Raw genomic sequence first — 20,791 nt, 5'->3', positions numbered from 1 at the left:
GAGAGGCCCATGCAAACGCCAAAGCAAACCGGCATTATCGCCTACTTCGCTAACAATTCCGTGGCTGCCAACCTGATGATGGTGTTTATCATCATTATGGGGATCGTCAGTTATTTCACTATTCAGCGGCAGATGTTCCCTAATATTGAAATTAACTACATCAATGTGACCGCCAACTATCCAGGCGCCTCGCCGCAGGAAATCGAAGAAAGCATACTGATCAAAATCGAAGAGTCGCTCAAGGATGTGACCGAGATAGACAAGGGTGTTTATCGCGCCTTCCGTAACTCCGGACGTGCCTCGTTAGAGATAGACCCGGATGCCGAGCTCAGCGATGTACTCGACAAGGTGAAGCTGCGCGTCGATGGCATCGCCACCTTCCCGGCGGGGATGGAGCCGGTCACCATAAGTCAGGTGGAATTTCGCCAGGATGTGATAGGTATGTCTTTGGTGGCCGACCTGCCGCTGACCGAGCTGAAGCCCATTGCCAATGAAATTGAAGATGAACTGCTGCAACTAGGCAATGTGTCTCTGGTGCAAAACGATGTGCCGCTGGACGAAATTGCCATCGAAATCAAACCCGATACCCTGCGCCGCTATAACCTCACCTTGAGTGATGTAGCCAATGCGGTGCGCCGTTACTCGGCCAATTTTTCCGCCGGCCAGCTGCGTACCGATGCAGGCATTATTTCCGTACGGGTCGAGGCTCAGTCCTACTCCGGCGAGGAGTTTCGCAATATTCCGGTAAAGGTAGGGGCCAATGGTGCCAAGGTGCTGCTGCAGGATGTGGCGCAAATCAAGGATGGGTTTGTTGAAGGCGAGCGTTACTTCAAGTTCAACGGCAAAAATGCCATCTACCTGAGTGTTAAGGCGACCAAAGAGCAAAACATGATCCCCGTAGCGGAGTCGGTTAAGGCCTATATCGACCAAAAGAATAAAACCCTGCCTGCCGGGGTGACCATAGAGCCGCTGATGGATATGACCTATTACCTCAATGCGCGCCTGGATATGATGCTGAAAAACCTGCTTCAAGGGGCCATCCTGGTGGCCTTGATGCTGACCCTGTTTTTGCGCTTTAAACTGGCATTGTGGGTGATGATAGGTCTGCCGGTGTGCTTCTTAGGAGCGCTGATGACCATGCCCATCTTTGGCATCAGTATTAATATTGTCTCCCTGTTCGCCTTTATTATGGTATTGGGGATAGTGGTTGATGACGCCATAGTCATAGGCGAGAGCGCCTATTCTGAGATCGAGAAAAAAGGTGGTGGCGTCGACAATGTGGTACGTGGTGCCCAGCGCGTGGCCACCCCGGCGACCTTCGGGGTGTTGACCACCATGGCGGTGTTTGCACCCTTTACCTTATCGAGCGGCCCGGAGCGGGCGTTTTTCTTCGGCATCGCGGTGGTGGTCATGGCGTGTTTGGCCTTTAGTCTGATCGAGTCAAAGCTGATTTTGCCGGCGCATATAGCCCATACCCGCTTTGGCCCTCTCAGCTCAAGTGGTTTTCGCGCCCGCTTTAATGATAAGTTTTTTGGCTTTGTGAATGGCACTTATCGTCGCTGCGTGGAGAAGAGCATAGAGTGGCGCTACGTGGTCTTTATCGCGTTTTTAGGCATGTTGATCCTGAGCTTTACGCTGATTGGCAGCAACCATATTCGTGTGGTGCCAACGCCTAAGGTGCCTCATGATTTCCCGCAAATCAGGGTGGAAATGAACGACAATGCCTCGGATATTCAGACCATTAACGCGATTCAGAAAATCGAGCGCATGGTGCTCGATGTGGACACACAAATCGAACAGGAATTTGGCCAAAAAATGGTACGCAGCCTCTTGGTATTCAACCAGGGTCGTACCGAGGCTCAGGTATTAGCGCCTTTGGTGGATGAAGACCTGCGCCCATTTGATGCCTTTGAGTTATCGCGGCGCTGGCGCGAAGCCATGCCGGAAATTGCCGGGGTGAAGTCGCTGACCATTTATGATGACGTGAATGGTAACCCAGGTGGTGATGGCGAATTCGGTTATCTGCTATTTGGTTCGGATATAGACACCCTCAATGCCGCCGGTCGTCAGTTTATAACCATGTTGCAGCAACAACAGGGCTTGTTTGACATCAGTTCCACCATAGATCCGGCCAGCAAAGAAGTGCAGATGAGCCTTAAGCCGGTGGCCTATGATCTCGGCTTGGACCTGCAGAATATTGCCAGTCAGGTCGGCGCCAGTTTCTACGGTGGCGAGGCCCAGCGAGTGATCCGCGACGGTGAAGAAGTGCGGGTCATGGTGCGTTACCCCAAGCTGACCCGTGAAGCCTTTGCTTCCCTTAAGCATGCGGTGGTGATGACTCCGGCGGGCCAGGAAGTACTGCTTGGTGATGTCGTGGAGCTAGAGGAACGTCCGGGGATCAGTTACATTCGCCGTGAAGGGGGTTATCGCACCGTTTATATCTATGGCAGCATAGACGAGGAAAGGGTCGAGCCCACCGAGGTGGTCAAACGCATTAAAGAAGATTTGTTGCCGCAACTTAAAGAGCAGTTCCCATCGGTGAAAACCGAACTGGGCGGCTCCATCGAAGAGCAACAGGCTCAGGCCAATGAACAAATTCTCTTCTTTATTGCCGGGATGATCATTGTTTACATCCTCTTGGCGGTACCGCTTAAGAGCTATAGCCAGCCACTGATCGTGATGTCGGTGATCCCCTTCAGCTTAACCGGAGCTCTCTGGGGTCACTTCTGGTTTGGTCTCGATCTGAGCACCATGTCATTTTTTGGCTTAATCGCCGCCGCCGGGGTGGTGATCAACGACTCCTTGGTCATGACAGATTATGTGAACCAGGCGCGCCGCGAAGGTTATACGGTAAAACAAGCCGTGGTCGAGGGCGGCTGTGCACGTTTTCGCGCCATTACCCTGACCTCAATAACCACCTTTGCCGGGGTTCTGCCGATCATGTTTGAAACCAGCTTGCAGGCCAAGTTTGTGATCCCCATGGCGGTGGCGCTGGGCTTCGCTGTGCTATACGCCACCTTGCTTACGCTTATTCTGGTGCCCTGTTTATACGTTATCCTCGGTGATATACGGGCCGCGTTCCGCTGGGTGTGGCAGCGTGTCAGAGGCAAGGTACCGAGGCAGCACAAAGGCAAGGTGAGTAAAGCGTAATAAATAACCTGAGCTTCGGATAGTTAATGCCTTTCTAGCAGCCAGTTTTGGCGCTAACTGCGTTGAATTCACTTCCAATAGCTAGCTATTGGAAGTGAATTCGCCTGGTTGTCTCTAAAACTCTCTGGCTAGACAAGGGTGTAATTTATAGTGAAATTTAAAAACAATAAGTTAGCTCATCCCTTATCCAAACCTCAGGTTAAATAGAGAAAGTTACCCGCTTTCAGGGTGCGTTAAGATTCGCGCTTCTATCTTTTGATAGTCTTGGGAGTAAATTTGTATGGTCAGAAGGTTCTTTAACGATAAGAGCTAAGGCCAACAAGCCCAAAGTGAGCTTAAAAGTTTAACGCATCCTGGTTCTAAGTGTGCTTTGGTCGCTGACTAAGCAAGGGGTAACAAATTGCAATTAGCCGAACATACAGACATATACTCGAACATGGGCGGAGTTCTTCCTGCAGCCAGTTGGCTCAGTGTGGGTACGCTAAGCAGTTATACGCAGCTATTTTGCGGCGATACTGTCGAAGTTGAGGTGTACGATCATCAAGGTTTGGTTCAAGGACTGAGTTTTAAGCTGCATATTAAGTCCGATCTGCATGGCGAGCCGCAAAACTGGACTCGCGACCTTGCCCACTATATCAATACCCATATACCCCTGATGCAAGCGGGTAAATTAACCGAACATGGGCTCATCACCGCGTATCGTGGCAATGAAATTTTTGCCTGTTCAAACAGTGGTATCTGTGAGGTGGTTATTAACTACAAGTGTGCGGCGAAACAGCAGCACAGGGGTCAGCATAATAACCAGGGTTATGATCATATCTTTCCCGTCGACCATGAACTCTATTGCGCCGGCGATCGTGTTCTGCACCTGGCCACCGGCAAGGTTTATCGCTGTAAACCTTGGCCCTACACTGAATTGTGCCGCTTAGGCGGAAATAATCACGAGCAATATGAACCCGGCTTAGGCCTGAATTGGCACACCGCCTGGCAAGAAATAGAGTCATAGTCGCGCAAAGCACAAGTGATACCAACGCCGTTAGCATGATATTTAGCCCGCTAGAATGATTAGCTGTTTAAGAGAATGGGTATGATACACTGAGCGTCCAGTATCAGTGTATTGAGGTTGCGCGTGCAAGCCCCCATCGCCAAAAAAATCCCCCATTTGCTTACTCAGCATGGCCAACAACGACAAGACGATTACTATTGGATGCGCGACGATCAGCGCCAAAACCCGGAAGTTCTCGCACATTTACGTGAAGAAAACGCCTATTGCGATGCTCAGTTAGCTGCAAGTGCAGCCCGACAGGAACAGATTTTCGCCGAACTTAAGGCGCGCATCAAAAAAGACGATAACACTGTGCCGGTGCGCGATGGCCATTACTGGTATCACAGCGAAGTATCCGGAGATGACGAATACGCCAAGCATTATCGCGCCAGCAGCTTTAGCGGCGACAATAAAACCTTGCTTCTCGATGTGAACACCCTCGCCGCAGGTCATGAATTTTATGACTTAGCCGATATGGCGGTGAGCCCAAACGAACAACTTCTTGCCTATTGTGAAGACACCAGTGGCCGTCGTATTTACCAGGTGCGCATAAAAGACCTGCAAAGTGGTGAATTGCTCGATGATGTGCTGCTTGAGTGCGAGGGACAAGTGGTCTGGGCTAACGACAATCGCACCCTTTATTACATTAAGAAAGACCCGCAAACCCTCCTGGGCTTTCAGGTTTTTCGCCATCACCTGGGTAGCGCCCAAGGTGACGATGAACTGGTGTATGAAGAGCTGGACCGCAGCTTTTATATGGGCCTGGGAAAAAGTCGCGATGAAAGCCTGATTTTTATCGACCTGGAAGCCACCGAAACCAGTCACACTTATGTGCTTGATGCAAATGATCCCAAAGCACAACCTAAGCCTCTAATGCCCCGCGAAATGGGCCATCTGTACGAAGTGGATAAGCTCGGTGAGCATTTTTATATAGTTTCTAACCGAAGCGCGAAAAACTTCCGCCTGATGCAGGCGGATGCCAGCACCATAGCCGACCCAGATACCTGGCTGGAGCTTATTGCCCACCGCGATAATGTTCTACTTGAGGGCGTCGATCTCTTTAAGAGTTACTGGCTGGTGACCGAGCGGGAGCTGGGTCAGATCCGCTTTGTGGTGTATCAACATCAGCAGGGCAAAATGCAGGGCGAAGGGCAGACCCTAAGCTTTAGCGATCCCTGTTATTACGCCGGTATGGGGATGAACCCAGAGCCGGATGTAGGCAGCGTGCGCATTTACTACAGCAGCCTGACCACTCCGGGCAGTTTGTACGAATTTGACCTTAATACCCTGGAGCGCAAGCTGTTGAAGCAGCAAGAGGTGCTGGGCGAATTTAACGCTGAGGATTACCAAAGCGAGCGACTGATGATCACCGCGCGGGATGGCGTGCAGGTGCCCGTATCCCTGGTTTATCGCCGCGATACCTTCACCCAAGACGGCACTAACCCCTTGTTGCAATATGGCTATGGTGCCTACGGTATCACCATAGACCCCAGTTTCTCGAGCAGCATTTTAAGCCTGCTGGATCGTGGTTTTGTCTATGCCATCGCCCATATTCGTGGCAGCGAAATGTTGGGGCGCGCCTGGTATGAAGCCGGTAAGCTGGCGCATAAGCAAAATACCTTTAACGACTTTATCGATGTCACTCAGGCGCTGGTGGCGCAGGGCTATGGTGCCGCCGATAAGATCTTTGCCAGTGGCGGCAGCGCCGGTGGCCTCTTGATGGGCGCCGTAGTCAATCAGGCACCGCATTTATACCGTGCTATCGGCTGTCATGTGCCGTTTTTGGATGTGCTGACCACCATGCTTGATACCAGCATTCCGCTGACTACCAATGAGTATGACGAGTGGGGCAACCCAAATTACGAGCAGGACTACAGCACCATAGCCGCCTATTCACCCTATGATAATATTCGTGCCCAGGCCTATCCCCATATTCTGGTAACTACAGGCCTGCACGATTCCCAGGTGCAGTATTGGGAGCCGATGAAGTGGGTGGCCAAGCTGCGTGAATACAAAACCGATGACCATCTTCTGCTGTTTAAAACCGACTTAGAGAGTGGTCATGGAGGTGCGTCCGGACGCTTTAAAAGCCTGGCGGAAAAGGCACTGGAATTTAATTTCTTCTTAACGACCTTAGATTATGAAAATTAGCGGCTTATCCCAGGCATGTGAGAACAATAAGGGGCCGATTCTCGCCGAGTTGACGCAAATCTTTGCTCAGACCCAAAGGGTGTTGGAAATTGGCTCTGGTACCGGCCAGCATGCGCTGCATTTTGCCGCGCATTTGCCGCACTTACTTTGGCAAACAAGCGATTTAGCCTATAACCATGAGCTGATCAAGCAGGTTATCGGCACTGCCGAGAGAGGCAATATTTTGCCACCGCTGGCGCTGGATCTCGGACAAAGCTGGCCGTTAGCGCAAGTTGACGGCATTTTCACCGCCAATACCCTGCATATTGTTAGCGAGGAGTTGGTGCGAGCATTTTTCCATGGCGTTAAGCAGCACCTTAGTCAAGGCGGTAACTTGTGCATTTATGGCCCCTTTAATTACAACGGTGCCTACACCAGCGACAGCAATGCCCGCTTCGATGCCAGTCTGCGTGAGCGCGACCCCTTAAGCGGTTTGCGTGACCAGCAATGGGTGGTGAGTTTGGCCGCAGCCGCCGGGCTGGAATTGGCTGCCGATATCGCCATGCCCGCCAACAATCGCTTATTGCACTTTATACGGAGATAACCCGGTACATTGCTGCAAATATAGGCTGTGTTGTCGCGTTTCGCGGACGATAAAGTCATCAATTGCGGCAGCAAATGGGCTGTTGATAAAGCGGTGGCAGGAATGGGTCAGCTGCGGGGTAAAGCCTCGCGCAAGTTTGTGCTCCCCTTGGGCGCCGCCGTTAAAGTACGCCAACCCCTGATTTATGCAATATTCTATGCCTTGATAATAACAAAGCTCGAAGTGCAGGCGGTCATAGTGCTCAAGGCAGCCCCAGTAACGCCCGTAAAGCGTGTTTTGGCCACGCAGACACAGGCTGGCGGCGACCATTTGCTCGCCGTCATAGGCGCTTATCACCACCAGATGCTCACTCATGCTCTGTTTTAGCCGGGTAAAAAAGTCGGCATTTAGATAGCCCAGATGACCCGAGCGTTTGAGGTAGGTGCGCTGATAAAAGGCACTAAGCGCCTGCATATGCACCGACGTAATTTCATCACCGCTGGCAACCTCAATTCTAAGCCCTGCCTTGGCGACAGCAGCCCGCTCCTTGATTATATTTTTACGTTTGCGGGCCTTTAATTGCCGACAAAATTCATCGAAGTCCTGGTAGCCTGGGTTATGCCACTGAAACTGCACCGTGGTGCGTCTTGCCAGGCCTTGCTCCTGCAATTGCTCGGCCTGGGCCTGCGAGCAAAAATTGATATGCCAGCCGGACCAGCCCAGTTGCAGCGCCTGCTCATCCAAAGTGGTGCGAATGGCCGCTAACGCCTGTGTTTTATTTACCGAATCGCTTAGGGCCAGGCGCGTGCCTGTCACTGGCGTAAAGGGCACGGCGCACAGCCACTTGGGGTAATAGTTAAAGCCATGTGCCTCATAGGCTTCGGCGATGGCCCAGTCGAATACATACTCACCGTAGGAATGGCTTTTTACATAGCCTATGGCGAGGCCAACCAGCTCTTGCTTGTGGTAAAGCGCCAAGTGGTGAGGTTGCCAGCCAGTGCGAGCGCTGGCGCAGCCCGTTTGTTCTAGGGCATCAATAAACTCATAGCTGGTAAAGGGATCTTCGGCTGCATCAAAAAACGCCTGCCAGGCCGATTTACCCAAGGCCTGGGCGCTGGAAAAAAAGCAAACGCTGAAGTTACTCATGTAAATGCCCGAGGAAGGTGCGCATATCCTGCTCCAGCTCGGCATAAAAAGGATTATAGGTCAGACGCTTAAGTGGTCCCTTGGCCAGATTTTCCTCGCTGCGCTCGCCGATTAGCACCTGAGCTTGGGTTTTACAGCGGCGATAAGCCGTATCATCTTCCAGGTAGGAACCGCAATTGCGATAGTGCCCCTGGGCGCCGTAATAGGGGTGATTTGGCGCATTAACCACGCTGATGTGCGATAAGTCGATGATCTTATTACAGGGAGGCTGATTGGCCTGGCAGGCGTAGCTGCGCAGCGGGAAATCCTTCCCCAAATAGCGTTTGGCGGTTTGGGGGTTACCGTAATAAATCAGCATGTCCTTGGCGCTGTTTGGGCGCATCTGAGGATTATGCCAGGCCTTCACCAGGGCCAAAGTGGCCTGGGAATCTATGGTGGTATCCACCTCACTTTGGACGACAAAAAGCGGCAAGTCGGGCAGTTTTGCCTTGGCTAGGTGCTTAGCATCGATGCGGCGCATAGCCTCATGGCCTAGGCTGGCGGCAGCAAAAGGAAAGGACTCGTATTTGGCAAAGTCGATATCCGCGTCCTTATCTATCCAGTTTACAAAGGGAATGCGGTCTATCCATTTTGCCAGCCAGCCCTGCTTGTTATGGGGCTCGGTTGCCGGTGACCAGAGCATCAGCGCCTGCACCTGCTGTGGCACCGGGCGTTCAATCAAGTTAGCCAGGGCGAGGGCGGCACCGGTGGAGTAGCCGCCGATAATAACCTGTTCGAAGTCCTTGCTGGTGCGCTCAATGGCATAGCGGGTCAGGGCTTGCCACTGTTTAAAACTCACCTCCTGGAGATCGCTGGCGGCGCTGCCATGACCGGGCAGTAATACGGTGCGAACATTAAAGCCCTGGCGATGGAAAAATGCCGCCAGGGAATGATAACTAAAGGGGGAGTCGGTCAGGCCATGCAATAAAAGCACGGCCTTATTGCTGCCTGGATGGCGCAGCTCAAAAGGGCTCAGCAGATCGCTCACGGTCAAGTCGGCTTCCAGAGCGCCTTGAGCTTGCAGTAACTTAACGGTTTCTGTGTGTACCGGGCAAGGCAGGCTGGCCCTAGGGTTACGTGCGTCAATCCAGTCTCGGGCCGAGGCCAGATAGGCGCTAAATGGCGGCAGAGAGTCGAGGTCGAGTGCTTGCACAGAGGCATCTTGGGCAAAGCGATGGCTGCCATTCTTTTTGGCCGCCATTATGTAGTCGATATCATCTATATGGCTAAGGCAGGTCTGTGCCCAGCTAAAAGAACTGGTTAGGCCGAGCAGGAAACATAACAGTAAACGCATCGCTTTGATCTCTAGATAATTTATAACGGGCAGCATAACAAAGCGGTGATTTTACGCCTAGCCCTAATCGCGGGCCCTAATCGCCTGCCCTAAGTGCGGGCCCTAAGTGCGGGCCCTAAGTGCGGGCCCTAAGTGCGGGCCCTAAGTGCAGCAGGCCATGAGGCGATTTTAATTATTTGGCTGGAGTCGCTCATGAGCCACGTTGTTTTTGGGTGTTTATTTATCAATGCTGCGGCATGAGTCGCAAAAGTTAAGTCATTTCACTTTTAAAGTTATGCTAAATTAGTAATAATAATTGACTAATTTATGAGCACATTATGATTGGTCACTCAGTCGCGTTTGATCGTTGGATCCGCACCGACTTCGTTGTCCTGAATAACGAATTGGAAGACTTATATTGGCAGCAGGAAGACAGAGCCAATGTTGTCGGAGTCGGCGAGGAAATTAAAGAAGCCATGGTGGCGCAGGGTAATGCGCTTATCCAGCAATTGGTGAATGAAGGTAATACGGATCAGGGCTTTGATAAGGCGTTTGATCTGCTAGGCAATGTGGGCTTGTATATGGCCGCCTGTCGGCGCCATGAAATTACCGAACCATCGCGGGAAACCCAATCGCCGTTGACGGCGGCTTCTACTCTGGCCATGCATATAGGCGCTTCGATTGGTGTCACGCCGCGTTTTGCAACTGCTCATTTAACTACCCATAACAGCGCCGAAAACGGTGTGTATAAACGCTTTACCGACTTGGCCGATGAAAAGCTTTTTGTCGATTACAACACCAAGGGGATCCTGGCCTATAAGCGCGCCGCCGATGCCTTGCTGCGTTTGCAGCCCTTGGGGATTTCTCACCCCATAGCCGCCGATCTATTGGCCGTAGCCGAGCAGGCCCTAAAGGATGTGATGACCAGCAACCGCTACCTCTTCCTGCATCTTGATACAGATAGATTCTTTTACTGTGTGCGCCCCTATTACAAGCCATATCGTGTCGGTAAAGAGGTGTATCGTGGCGCTAATGCCGGCGATTTTGCCGGTATAAACGTGATTGATATGCTATTGGGCCTGTGTCAGGCCAATGAAGTCAGCTATTCGCAGCTGCTGGTGGATAAGTTTCTCTATATGATGCCGCAAGATCAGCGTATCTTACGCGATTGTATGCGTTTACCTTCCTTTATGGATGAGTTCCTGAAAGTGGGTGAGCAGCATCATAAGGCCAGCTGGTTTCAGGATAACCTTAAGGCATTTTTAAGCGTGTGCAAACTGCATGGGCAAACCGCCATTCAGCACCATAATCAGTTGGTGGAGAAGTATATTCGCGTGCCGAATGAGCAGCTCGGTGCCGAACATCAGGATAAGGTGACCGCCAGTGGTCCGCCCTTGCCCGTGCTTCTGGCGCAATTGGAAACACTCCGTGACCGCCGTGCCGCGCGTCCTCGCGATGATATTTTTACCCGCTACGACGATGTGCAGCGACTAACCAAGATGGTGGATTAAGTTTTGAAAACTCAGTTTCGTTTGCCCGCAGGGCCTTATTTCTTAAGTCACTCTGTGGGTCGTCCGCTGCGCTCGACGGAGCAACAATTTCATGAGCATTTTTTCGCTCCCTGGCAGCAGGAGCAAAACGAGCCATGGCCACAGTGGCTCGGGGCAGTGCAGGATTTTACCGTCGCGTTAGCACGCCTGTTTAACTCAGAGGCCAGCTTGTTTTGTCCTCAGGTGAATCTTTCCAGCGCCCTGAGCAAGTTGGTTGTGGCGCACCCGCGTTTGCGTAAGAACAAGTGCAAGGTGCTGATGTCGGAACAGGATTTTCCCAGCATGGGTTTTGCGTTGCAAAAATCTCTGACTCCGGACAGCGAAATCGTCTTTATTCCCGCCTCCGAGGACATCAGCGATATCCGGGTATGGCAGCAACATTTGCAAGGGGTTATGGATCTGGTCTTTATCAGCCAGGTGTATTCCAATTCCGGGCGTCAGGCGCCGGTGGCCGATATAGTGGCCGCCGCCAAGGAGCTGGGCATCTTAAGTCTGGTTGATGTGGCTCAGGGCGCCGGGGTGATCCCCCTGGATTTGGCCCGGGTGCAACCGGATTTTCTAATAGGATCGAGCGTAAAATGGCTGTGCGGTGGCCCGGGAGCCGCCTATTTATGGCTGAGCGCCGAGCAATTACCTGGCTGTGAACCTAAGGATGTAGGCTGGTTCTCCCATGCCAATCCATTCGAGTTCGATATCCATCACTTTGCTTACCACGACAGTGCGCTGCGCTTTTGGGGAGGTACACCCAGCGTCGCTCCCTATGTGTTAGCGGCGCACAGTATCAATTGGTTTAATGACTTTGGCATCGACAAGGTACGCGCCCATAACCTGAAGCTGCAAGGGCAATTACTTGAAGAATGTGCCCCCCTGGCGGCATCACCACTGGATGCACGGCGGCGCAGCGGTACCCTGATTCTTCATGCCGGCGACAGGCAAGAGCAGATGATGCAGGAATTAAAGCAACACAATATCAGCGTTGACGCGCGCCACCTAGGGGCCCGAGTGTCGTTTCACATCTATAACGACGAACAGGATGTGGCGCAGCTGGTATCAGCGTTAAAGCGGTTTATTTAACTTGGCCGCCGCGTTGATATTTTCTTTGTACTTTTGCAATTCGCTGATCGCGTTCTTTTCATTTTCGATAAGGGCGTGATAATTGGCGCGCACTATGGTTGCCTGCTGCTTCTTCGCATCGTCGATAGAGTCGCCGCCTAAATAGTTGGCGGTTGCTTGATTTATATTCTCAAGCTGCGCCAGATCTTCAGCCATACGCGTTTCGTAGTCACTGATATTACGTTGGTGCATGGCGATGCGGCGGTCGTATTCTTGCGACTTCAGGTAGCTGTCTACCTCACTCACATTAGGCTGTTGAGAATCGTCTTCTTCGCTGGTCACGGCCGTCACTGTTTTAGCGCCAGAGTAACGCACCTTAATAATTTGCGCGTCTTTGCCACAGGGCTGCTGACTAAAGGTTGCCACGCCATTGATGGTGCATTTATAAACCGCCGCATAGCTGGGCAAGGTGGTCAAACAAAGAGCCGCGGCAAATATAACTGGGTATTTCATAGGACATGTCCGTATGGTTAGGGTTATAAGATTCTAGAACTTTCCATTGGGAAATCAACACCCCGTTAACAATCAATATATTAGTAGCGGCTATTTCCGCTGACAGAGTGGGTGCTGTGTATAGGTATATTGCCGATAGTACCAAGCTCTAATTAAGCTTTAGTTAAGGAGGTGGGGGCGCGATTGAACTTCGGACGCTTGCGACAGACCGCCGAAGGAGGGATGAGCGCTCGTGCCTCCTGCGCTTGCAGCCGCACTCGCCCCTACGGGCGCCTGCGCGGCTCAAAATGTTCCGGACATTTTGTAGCTCTAGCACGTCCCTGTGCTAGCCCTTATAGGCGCGTACGCAGCTCAAAATGTTTCGGACATTTTGTCGAACAAGGGTTCGAACCAAGTCCGCCTGCTCGAAATTTAGTTATAAAAAAACCGCCGTAAAGGCGGTTCTTTTATAACTAATGGCGGAGAAGGGTCTCAGAAACCGAAGTATTACTTCGCAGTTCAGAGACGCCGAAGGCGGGATGAGCGCTCGTGCCTCCATGCACTCGCCCCTACGGGCGCCTGCGCGGCTCAAAATGTTCCTGACATTTTGTCGAACAAGGGTTCGAACCAAGTCCGCCTGCTCGAAATTTAGTTATAAAAAACCGCCGTAAAGGCGGTTCTTTTAAAACTAATGGCGGAGAAGGGTCTCAGAAACCGAAGTATTACTTCGCAGTTCAGAGACGCCGAAGGCCGGACGCTTGCGACTGAACGCCGAAAAGCAAAAAACCGCGACAATGCGCGGTTTTTTCCAAAACTAATGGCGGAGAAGGAGGGATTCGAACCCTCGATAGAGCTACAAACCCTATACTCCCTTAGCAGGGGAGCGCCTTCAGCCACTCGGCCACCTCTCCGGCGCGAATCAGTTTGATAAATTTGGCGGAGAGATAGGGATTTGAACCCTAGATAGGCTATTAACCTATGCCGGTTTTCAAGACCGGTGCTTTCAACCACTCAGCCATCTCTCCATGGGGTAGGATAATACTGAGGCTTGTGGCCAGTGTAAATAGATAATGAATCGTTTGCTTGATTTTTGTGCTAATTCAGGGCGCTAGCAAGAAAAAAGTGAGGATTTCAGGTGCTAAGCTGGTTGGGTCTTAGCACCTGCTGGTTGTTTTTAATACCAGAAAGTAACATTAGTGTAATTAATTACTTGTAACGCACAACACCGCTAAGAGCTAGCTCTTTACCAAAGCGGTTTAGCTTGGCCATCATTTTAGCTTTACGCTTGCTTGGCTTGGTTGCTACATGGTTGGCTGCTGTTTGATTTAGGGTGTTTACTGGGTTCATGTTTGCTTGCTCCGGGTTGTGCCTGTGGTTGAAAACAAGGCTATTGTGCAACCGGTGTGGTTAAAAATAAAACGATATATTTTGGCCCATTCGGATAAGTTTAATTAATGCGATTAATGTTTTATTAAGTTTCAAAAAAAAGATTTATGCATGAATATTTAGGTGGGAAATGCGCTAATAGACCAATAACCAAGGTTTTTTATCTTGAGGTAAGTGATTTTTTAAAATATCGTGCATATTTATTCAGATAAATCATATTTGTTATAGGTTGGCATTTTGAACCATCAAACCAGGTATTTGCTCTTGTATCATCCGCTGCAGGCAAAAGCGCAATTAAAAGCTATTCGCCAGCGTTTGCATTCCTTGTCATATGCCTATGTTGAGGTGGCTACCAGTGGCGACTTTTACGCCGATTTACAGGGGCTGCAAACCTATATTCCCAATACCAAACGAGTAATTGCACTTGGTGGCGACGGTACACTTAATCTGGCCGCCAATGCTTTCGCCTATAGCGAGGTCGAAGTAGCCCTGGTTCCCTGTGGTAGTGGTAATGATTTTGCTCGCCAGTGGCGTTGCTCTGAGCAGCAATGGATCGAAGCCGCATTAACACATGCCAGCTCGGCCATAGATCTGGGTAAGGTTAATGAGCGCTACTTTATCAATATCGCCGGCGTTGGCTATGATGCTGCCGTGGTTGCCGCCAGTCAAAATAAGCGCGGCCGTTGGGCGCACCTGAACTATGCCTGGCAGGGGATTAAAATGCTGTATCGCTACGCCCCCTCGTTATTGCAGTTTTCGACTACCAAGGCGCAAGAGCACAGGTTGCTGATGATGTGTTTAGCCAATGGCCGTTACTTTGGCGGCGGCATGTGTCTGGCGCCCAAGGCGAATATTTGCGATGGCCAATTAAGTTGCGTGCAAATAGGAGCGGCGCCGTTTTGGCGGCAAATTCAGGCGCTGATACTTAGCTATTTTGCCGCTCATACCCGGCTTAAGCAGGTCAATATAACCCCTGTATCCCAGCTTGATGTGCACACCGCAAATATAGGCATAGAGGCGGATGGAGAGTATATAGGCACCACACCCGCACTTTTTAGTGTGCAGCGCGGTGCCCTGAACTTTGTGATGCCCGTCTAGGCTGGTGCCTCTGTGCGCTTGAAAAAGAGGCCTATTTTATCGAATGGGGTCAGCACTATGGCGTTGCCCAGTAATACAAACACAAAGCCGTATACCGTATTAAGCTGCCATACGAAACCTTCAAACAGGGTGCTTAGAATCACAGCTACCAAAGGGAAGAGCACTATCACATAGCTGGCTTTTTCCGGGCCGATATTCTTCAGTAAGACAAAGTAACAGGCAAAAGCGATCACTGTACCGAAGGTGCTTAGATACAGCAGGGATAACCAATACGCGGTGCCGGCAGTGCTAAAGTCCCAACTAACATCGCTGATTAAAACGAACAGTGCCAGTCCCAGGGTGCTGTATAACATGCCCCAGGCATTGCCCTGCAGCACGCCTACCTGAGCCTGGGAGTTACGTACGCTCACCATGTTGCCTATGGACGCTACAAGCGTGCCAGCAAGACACAATAACAGGCCTATTAATAACTCATTACCGAGATCCAAAGTGGCGATGGCCGGCCAGAACAAGATCACTATGCCTACCACGCCGAGCAGGGCACCAAAGTAGATGCGTTTGGCTATGGGTTTGCCAAAGAATAATCGGGTGTTGATGATATTCATCAACAGCAGGGTGCTAAAGGCGATGGAGCTCATTGCCGAGGTGAGATAATGCTGCGCCCAGTAGAGGATCAGATAGTTGGCGCCAAAGTTACACAGGGCCAACAGGGTAAAAAAGCCATGATCGCGGGCGCTAAAGCGCATCGGCAATTTTTTAAGCAGTACAAAAGCCCACATAATGACGGCGGCAATGGCAAAGCGTAAAAACAGCGAAACTTGCACCGCTACATCGCCAAGCTGGAATTCTATGGCCAGCCAGGTTGAGCCCCAAATCAGGACGGTAAAAAAATACAGCAGGACGTTGTTCATGGCGTTTTTCTCAAGGCGACTAAAGCTGGTATTTTAAAGTTATTCTGTATACTGTACATAAACAGAAAACATCATTTTATACCTATACAGATCAGCCATGTCTCGCATTGTAAATAAGCAGGGTAATATCTACCTATATCAGCAAGTCATTGACTTGATTAAAGATATGCAGTCGCAAGGCACCTTGGGTGCCGGTGAAAAGCTGCCTTCTTTGCGTGCTATGGCACAAAAGTTGTCCATTAGTATTCCCACCGTTCAGCAGGCTTATCAAGAGCTTGAACGTCAGGGGGTGATCAGCGCCAGAGAAAAGTCCGGTTTTTACCTTAATGCCGGCTCAGAGCAGTGTCATCAGCCTCGTCGTATTCAACTGGCGCGCCAGCCGGTAGCGGTTAATAAACAGGCCTTGATTGAGCAGGTTTTTGACAGTTTGCATCGTGCCGCCGTGGTGCCCTTGGGGATAGCCAACCCGGTGGCGGTAAACCCCACCGATAAGGTGCTGAGCCGGACCATGCGGCGAGTGATGAATGTGGCCGGGCATAAGGCTATCAATTATGGCCCCCTGGATGGTTTTGCGGCGCTAAAAAAGCAGATCATCAACCGTTACCTGGATTTTGCCATCGGCGTTAACAGTGATGAGTTGATCATTACCAATGGTGCCCAGGAAGCGCTGCATATCGCTGTGCAGTGTGTCACTCAGGCGGGGGATATAGTGGCCATAGAGTCGCCCTGTTATTTTGGCATTATCGAAATGCTGGAGAGTCTGGGACTCAAGGTGATAGAAATTCCCATGTGCCCGCAACAAGGGGTGTGTGTCGAAGATCTGCAGCAGGCGTTTGCCGAGCATGATATTAAGGCCTGCATCTTTTCCACCAGTATTAGCAATCCCTTAGGCTCGAAAATGCCAGAGGAGCGACGCCGACGTCTGGTGCATTTAGTGGAGGATCAAGGTGCGGTGCTAATTGAGGATGATGTGTATGGGGAGCTTGCCTACGAGCCCGATGGCGCCAAACCTGCTCAGTATTATTCGACCAAGGGCAAGGTGATCACCTGCTCGTCGCTGTCAAAAACCGCCGCGCCAAGCTATCGCGTGGGCTGGATGATAGCCGGCAAGTTTGCGCCTCAGGCGCGGCGTTTAAAGCGGGCCATGAGCTGCGCGTCGTCACTGATGAATCAGTGGACCCTGTACGAATTTATGAATAGCGGCGATTACGATAAAAATCTGCGGGTGATGCGCCAGCGCCTGGCGCTCAATAAAGAGCGGATGCGGGCCTTGGTGCAGCGGCATTTTCCGCCTGGCACCCGAATGACCAATCCACAGGGAGGCTGTGTATTGTGGCTGCAACTGCCGTCGCAGTATGATGTTGTTGCCTTGTTCCACCTGGCGCTGGAGGCGGGGATCAGCATTACTCCGGGAGCTATTTTTAGCGCCACCGACAAATATCGCCAGTGTTTACGCCTGAGTTTTGGGGTGCAATGGAGCGAGGAAATAGAAAAGGCAGTGGCCCGCTTAGGGGCGCTCTGCCTGCAAGTGCAAAAGGGTAAGGCGAAGGCTAAAGCTTAGTTGCCTAGCAGCTGATACTCTCTCAATTCGGGGATCATGCTAAGCAGCTGAGCTTCTTGTTGCGCCAACTCGCTAAATGAATGGCATAGCGCATCCGCACGTTGCTCTATTTGCGAGGCTTGCAGCTCAACTCTTTGCTCGACCTGCTCACCAAGGCGCTCCATACGTTGCTCAAATTCATCCATGTCGCCGCCTGAGCCTAATAACTCAGAGCCCAGAGCGATAAAAATACTGCCGATAGACTGCACCATGGCCTGCTCTACGGCTTGTTCAAAGTCTTCATCAAACTGGCTTTCAATATCATTGCCTAATTGTTCAAAGCTTTGTTTGCCCATTACAAAGGCACCGTCCTGGTAGAAGGTCTGTTCAATATTGATGCCGATATTTTCAACTATATCGCTCAGCGCCTCATTGTGACTGATGCCAAATGCGGCGCCGACTTCTTCTAGGGCAACGCCGGCGATCTTAACGCCATCCAGGGCTATTTGAGCCACCTCGGGCATATAGGTTCGTACCTTATCTGTGTAATCGTCCAGGGCCTGTTGTTGCTCGGCATTTAACTCAACGGGTTGACCATCGACTTCAAGCAGACCTGAGCTGTACACCAGGTGCTGGTTATTGGCATTGGTGATCTGTAAGCGCTGCGGCTCGATGCGTACATCGTTTTTAAATTCAATGTTGCATTGCTCAGAGCCAAACGAAAGCGAATTGGCTTCCCCGGCGATGGCGGTGCCAGAAAGGCTAATGGCAGAGATAATGGCTAGCGTGCTGGTTTTCATGGTGATAATTCCTGTTATTCTGTTGACGCTATGACTAATACAATTTCGGTGCCAAATAATAAAGATGATGAAAATCATAGCCTTATAATTTCCTCTTGTGTACTGCCAATGCCTTGTTTAGTGCCTTTTACTAACTTTTAGTGAAATTAACTTTGCCGTGGATTAAAACATTTGCTCAATTGTCAGCCTGCTAGGTAACTGCTCCTGCGTCACCCTAGTACCGCCGTCCATGGCGGCAAAAGCCGACCTAGGACCCTGGCGGCAAAGGCGGATCCACAACGGGCTATCCAAGGTGGAATAACCTTACGAATTAAGGCGGTATAATTATTAATCAATTATGTTTATTGAAACGATAAAAAAATCTCACTTTCCAGTTTGCGATTTAGCGGCTATTTATTCACTCGAAGGCGCCTAGCCCTGAATTCGCCGCACCTAAGTTGGGGAGCGGTGATAACTGATTTAGATTTATTGGAGTGTATTGTGGGTAAAACATATTCCTATGATGCGTTTGAAGACGAATTTGTTGCAGATGAATATGAAGCGATGGGACGCAATCAAAACGACCGTCGCAAGCGCAAGGTAAAAAAGAAGCTGGACGATTATTTAGAACAGCGCAAGCTGAGAAAGCATCTCGGCAGCGATGACTTTGACGAGTATTTAAATGAATAAATAACGGGCCTTTGGCCTATGAAGTCTTGGTGTAATTAAGCCGAGACTATTTTAAGACTTTAAAGGGGCTACGGCCCCTTTTTTGTTATACCAATGCTGTTAAGTATGTGAGCAGATATAGCGTTGGCTATTTAAGTGAATTGGTATTATCGCAGCGCAAAAAAGACCGCCATGGAAAGCAGGGTGGTGGCGTAGATACTATGGCTTTTGTAGGCGGTAATAATGGCGACAAGGGCCGCAACCAGATACGGATTCTGGTAGCTCAACTGCCACTGATTGCCAGGTAAAACCACTATGGGTACCCAGATGGCGGTAAGCACGGCCGGGGCGCTAAAGCTTAAAAAACGCTGCATTTTTGCGCCGACCCGAAATGGCAGGGCACGGTGTAAAAATAAATAACGACTGCCAAAGGTAATGGCCGCCATCAGTAATATGGTGGTGATCATCGCACCCTCCCGCGACTAAGCACATAGCCAACGCTCATGCCGATGAGGGCGCTAAACACCAGCCATAATTCTACTTGCCAGGACTTGAGCACCGCAGCACTTATCCCCGAAGCCAGTACACAGGCCAGAGTTGCCCAGTTTTTAATGGCCGGGATCACTAGGGCGATAAAGGTGGTGGCAATGGCAAAATCGAGACCAAGATTGGTTAAGTCAGGCAGCAACTGTCCCGCCACTATGCCCAGCAGGGTCCAAATATTCCAGGCAACATAAAAGCTAAAACCAGCACTGAGGGCATAAATGAGTCGTGCCTTGGTTTGATAGGCCTTTGGGTGGTGGGAAAAAGCAAAGAGCTCATCGGTCAGCACAAAGCTGACAGGTAAGCGCCACCTCAAGGGTTGAGCAATGACCTTTTGGCGAATGGCCAAGCCATATAAAAAGTGCCGAGAACTGATGATGAAGGTGGTGATGGCTATGGTCAGCAAAGGGGTGTCGTTGGCGATAAGCTCAATGGCCACCAACTGGGCCGAGCCGGCAAAAACCAGTAAAGACATCAGCTGAGCCTCTATTAAAGTAAAGCCGTTTTGCATTGCCAAAGAGCCGCACAAGAGCCCCCAGGGCAGTACCGCCAGGTTAAGAGGCATCATATCGAGTTGCCCTTTGATAAATGCTTTTTGCTGCAGTTTGGTACCGCGTTTTATATGAGTAGACTTGCTCATAGATAAAAATTAACCGAGTTGATTTCGCACCGACGCTAGAGTTTGGCATAATCGCGGCTATTGCAAAAGAAGTGGAGCAGTTATGAAAGTTTGGGATGGATATATACGTTTTTTTCATTGGGCCTTGGTAAGTTGTTTGGTCGGCCTGTATTTCTCCGCCGAGGAAGGAGCCATGGAGCTACACTTTGTGCTCGGTTATATCACCCTGGCGCTTTTGGCTACGCGTTTAATCTGGGGTCTGGTTGGCAGTGACACAGCGCGCTTATCGGCGCTATTTCATGGCCCCAAAGCGGTTGTTCAGGCTTTACAAGCCAAGCATTTAACTCCCGGGCATAACGCCGCTGGCAGCTATATGGTGCTGGTATTTTTTGCATTGATTCTGTTGCAGTTGGCGACCGGCTTGATGACCACAGATGACATCATGGTTGATGGTCCTTTGGTGCAATATGTGTCTTACGACTGGGTTGAATGGGCGTCTTCGTTGCATCATCAGAATTTCGATTGGCTGCTGATCGCCATCGGCCTGCATCTTGTTGCCATTGTTGTTTACGCCCTGCGCGGCAAAAAACTGGTGCCGGCTATGGTTACCGGACGCAATAAGCAAGTCAGTACCGCTGCACAGCTAAAAGCAAGTTGGCCGGCTTTTGCTCTGTTTGCCGTTTTATTGGGTGTGCTGCTAACAACCTGGGGTTATGAGCCACTACAAACTCTGCTATAGCGACGAATGGCGGCTGTTTACGATCTGTTACAAAACTATGAACAGC

18 protein-coding genes and 2 tRNA genes are annotated in these 20,791 nt (G+C 50.7%); 10 read left to right on the top strand and 10 right to left on the bottom strand.

The features are described from left to right. Window positions 1-9: 9 nt before the first annotated feature. From C2M34_RS05585 to C2M34_RS05570, 4 genes are all read left to right on the top strand, one after another. A complete protein-coding gene (locus tag C2M34_RS05585; protein ID WP_105215129.1) occupies window positions 10-3,150 on the top strand; it encodes an efflux RND transporter permease subunit in 3,141 nt (1,046 codons plus the stop codon). Between the two features lie 400 nt (window positions 3,151-3,550). Continuing rightward, the gene (locus C2M34_RS05580) at window positions 3,551-4,156 is read left to right on the top strand and encodes a chitin-binding protein (RefSeq protein WP_158677980.1); all 606 of its coding nucleotides are present in this window, start codon (window positions 3,551-3,553) and stop codon (window positions 4,154-4,156) included. Window positions 4,157-4,279: 123 nt separating this feature from the next. Beyond that, window positions 4,280-6,346, top strand: a complete 2,067-nt coding sequence (locus C2M34_RS05575; protein WP_234398770.1) for a S9 family peptidase — start codon at window positions 4,280-4,282, stop codon at window positions 6,344-6,346. Beyond that, complete coding sequence (locus C2M34_RS05570) at window positions 6,336-6,929, top strand: DUF938 domain-containing protein (RefSeq protein ID WP_105258277.1); 594 nt, start codon at window positions 6,336-6,338, stop codon at window positions 6,927-6,929. Before C2M34_RS05575 ends, C2M34_RS05570 begins: the two co-directional genes overlap by 11 nt. On the opposite strand, the gene C2M34_RS05565 is transcribed toward C2M34_RS05570, so the two are convergent. Then, window positions 6,906-8,054: a GNAT family N-acetyltransferase gene (locus tag C2M34_RS05565; protein WP_105258276.1), complete on the bottom strand. Its 1,149-nt coding sequence runs from the start codon at window positions 8,052-8,054 to the stop codon at window positions 6,906-6,908. The genes C2M34_RS05570 and C2M34_RS05565 overlap by 24 nt on opposite strands. Beyond that, a complete protein-coding gene (locus C2M34_RS05560; RefSeq protein WP_105258316.1) occupies window positions 8,047-9,387 on the bottom strand; it encodes an alpha/beta hydrolase in 1,341 nt (446 codons plus the stop codon). The genes C2M34_RS05565 and C2M34_RS05560 overlap by 8 nt, the downstream gene beginning before the upstream one ends. A 317-nt stretch (window positions 9,388-9,704) precedes the next feature. Between C2M34_RS05560 and C2M34_RS05555 the strand changes: the two genes are divergently transcribed. Both C2M34_RS05555 and C2M34_RS05550 read left to right on the top strand, forming a co-directional pair. Beyond that, window positions 9,705-10,877 (top strand): PrnB family protein, encoded by a 1,173-nt coding sequence (locus C2M34_RS05555; protein ID WP_105258275.1) that lies wholly within the window; start codon window positions 9,705-9,707, stop codon window positions 10,875-10,877. Between the two features lie 3 nt (window positions 10,878-10,880). Further along, window positions 10,881-11,990, top strand: a complete 1,110-nt coding sequence (locus C2M34_RS05550; protein ID WP_105258274.1) for an aminotransferase class V-fold PLP-dependent enzyme — start codon at window positions 10,881-10,883, stop codon at window positions 11,988-11,990. Here the strand turns inward: C2M34_RS05550 and C2M34_RS05545 are convergent. The 4 genes from C2M34_RS05545 to C2M34_RS15750 all read right to left on the bottom strand — a co-directional run bounded on the left by C2M34_RS05545 (window position 11,973) and on the right by C2M34_RS15750 (window position 13,808). Continuing rightward, window positions 11,973-12,482: a DUF4124 domain-containing protein gene (locus C2M34_RS05545; RefSeq protein WP_105258273.1), complete on the bottom strand. Its 510-nt coding sequence runs from the start codon at window positions 12,480-12,482 to the stop codon at window positions 11,973-11,975. The two genes, C2M34_RS05550 and C2M34_RS05545, sit on opposite strands and share 18 nt — an antisense overlap. Before the next feature lie 797 nt (window positions 12,483-13,279). Continuing rightward, a tRNA-Ser gene (locus tag C2M34_RS05540) sits at window positions 13,280-13,372 on the bottom strand. A 23-nt stretch (window positions 13,373-13,395) separates the two neighbouring features. Then, a tRNA-Ser gene (locus tag C2M34_RS05535) sits at window positions 13,396-13,486 on the bottom strand. Window positions 13,487-13,667: 181 nt separating this feature from the next. Further along, complete coding sequence (locus C2M34_RS15750; protein ID WP_199774431.1) at window positions 13,668-13,808, bottom strand: hypothetical protein; 141 nt, start codon at window positions 13,806-13,808, stop codon at window positions 13,668-13,670. A gap of 276 nt (window positions 13,809-14,084) precedes the next feature. Between C2M34_RS15750 and C2M34_RS05530 the strand changes: the two genes are divergently transcribed. Next, window positions 14,085-14,945: a diacylglycerol/lipid kinase family protein gene (locus tag C2M34_RS05530; RefSeq protein WP_158681396.1), complete on the top strand. Its 861-nt coding sequence runs from the start codon at window positions 14,085-14,087 to the stop codon at window positions 14,943-14,945. Here the strand turns inward: C2M34_RS05530 and C2M34_RS05525 are convergent. Beyond that, the gene (locus C2M34_RS05525; RefSeq protein ID WP_105201142.1) at window positions 14,942-15,856 is read right to left on the bottom strand and encodes a DMT family transporter; all 915 of its coding nucleotides are present in this window, start codon (window positions 15,854-15,856) and stop codon (window positions 14,942-14,944) included. The two genes, C2M34_RS05530 and C2M34_RS05525, sit on opposite strands and share 4 nt — an antisense overlap. A gap of 97 nt (window positions 15,857-15,953) precedes the next feature. Here C2M34_RS05525 and C2M34_RS05520 point away from each other — a divergent pair, with 97 nt between their 5' ends. Next, a complete protein-coding gene (locus C2M34_RS05520; protein WP_105258272.1) occupies window positions 15,954-17,417 on the top strand; it encodes an aminotransferase-like domain-containing protein in 1,464 nt (487 codons plus the stop codon). Here C2M34_RS05520 and C2M34_RS05515 read toward each other — a convergent pair. Further along, window positions 17,414-18,196, bottom strand: coding sequence for a YggN family protein (locus tag C2M34_RS05515; RefSeq protein WP_105258271.1), 783 nt, complete (start codon window positions 18,194-18,196; stop codon window positions 17,414-17,416). The genes C2M34_RS05520 and C2M34_RS05515 overlap by 4 nt on opposite strands. A gap of 480 nt (window positions 18,197-18,676) precedes the next feature. On the opposite strand from C2M34_RS05515, the gene C2M34_RS05510 reads away from it, so the two are divergent. After that, a complete protein-coding gene (locus tag C2M34_RS05510) occupies window positions 18,677-18,865 on the top strand; it encodes a PA3496 family putative envelope integrity protein (RefSeq protein ID WP_105201139.1) in 189 nt (62 codons plus the stop codon). 146 nt (window positions 18,866-19,011) lie between these two features. Here the strand turns inward: C2M34_RS05510 and C2M34_RS05505 are convergent, their stop codons facing one another. Both C2M34_RS05505 and C2M34_RS05500 read right to left on the bottom strand, forming a co-directional pair. After that, window positions 19,012-19,311, bottom strand: a complete 300-nt coding sequence (locus tag C2M34_RS05505) for an AzlD domain-containing protein (RefSeq protein WP_105201138.1) — start codon at window positions 19,309-19,311, stop codon at window positions 19,012-19,014. Continuing rightward, the gene (locus C2M34_RS05500) at window positions 19,308-20,027 is read right to left on the bottom strand and encodes an AzlC family ABC transporter permease (RefSeq protein WP_105258270.1); all 720 of its coding nucleotides are present in this window, start codon (window positions 20,025-20,027) and stop codon (window positions 19,308-19,310) included. Before C2M34_RS05500 ends, C2M34_RS05505 begins: the two co-directional genes overlap by 4 nt. Window positions 20,028-20,109: 82 nt before the next feature. On the opposite strand from C2M34_RS05500, the gene C2M34_RS05495 reads away from it, so the two are divergent. Then, on the top strand, window positions 20,110-20,745 hold the full coding sequence (locus C2M34_RS05495; RefSeq protein ID WP_105258269.1) for a cytochrome b/b6 domain-containing protein: 636 nt from the start codon (window positions 20,110-20,112) through the stop codon (window positions 20,743-20,745). Window positions 20,746-20,791 lie beyond the last annotated feature (46 nt).

Origin of the sequence: Pseudoalteromonas sp. T1lg88, from assembly GCF_002964765.1 — a bacterium.
GTDB lineage: Bacteria > Pseudomonadota > Gammaproteobacteria > Enterobacterales > Alteromonadaceae > Pseudoalteromonas.
The sequence above is the reverse complement of the archived record's forward strand: the minus strand, read 5'-3'. Positions and strand labels throughout refer to the sequence as shown.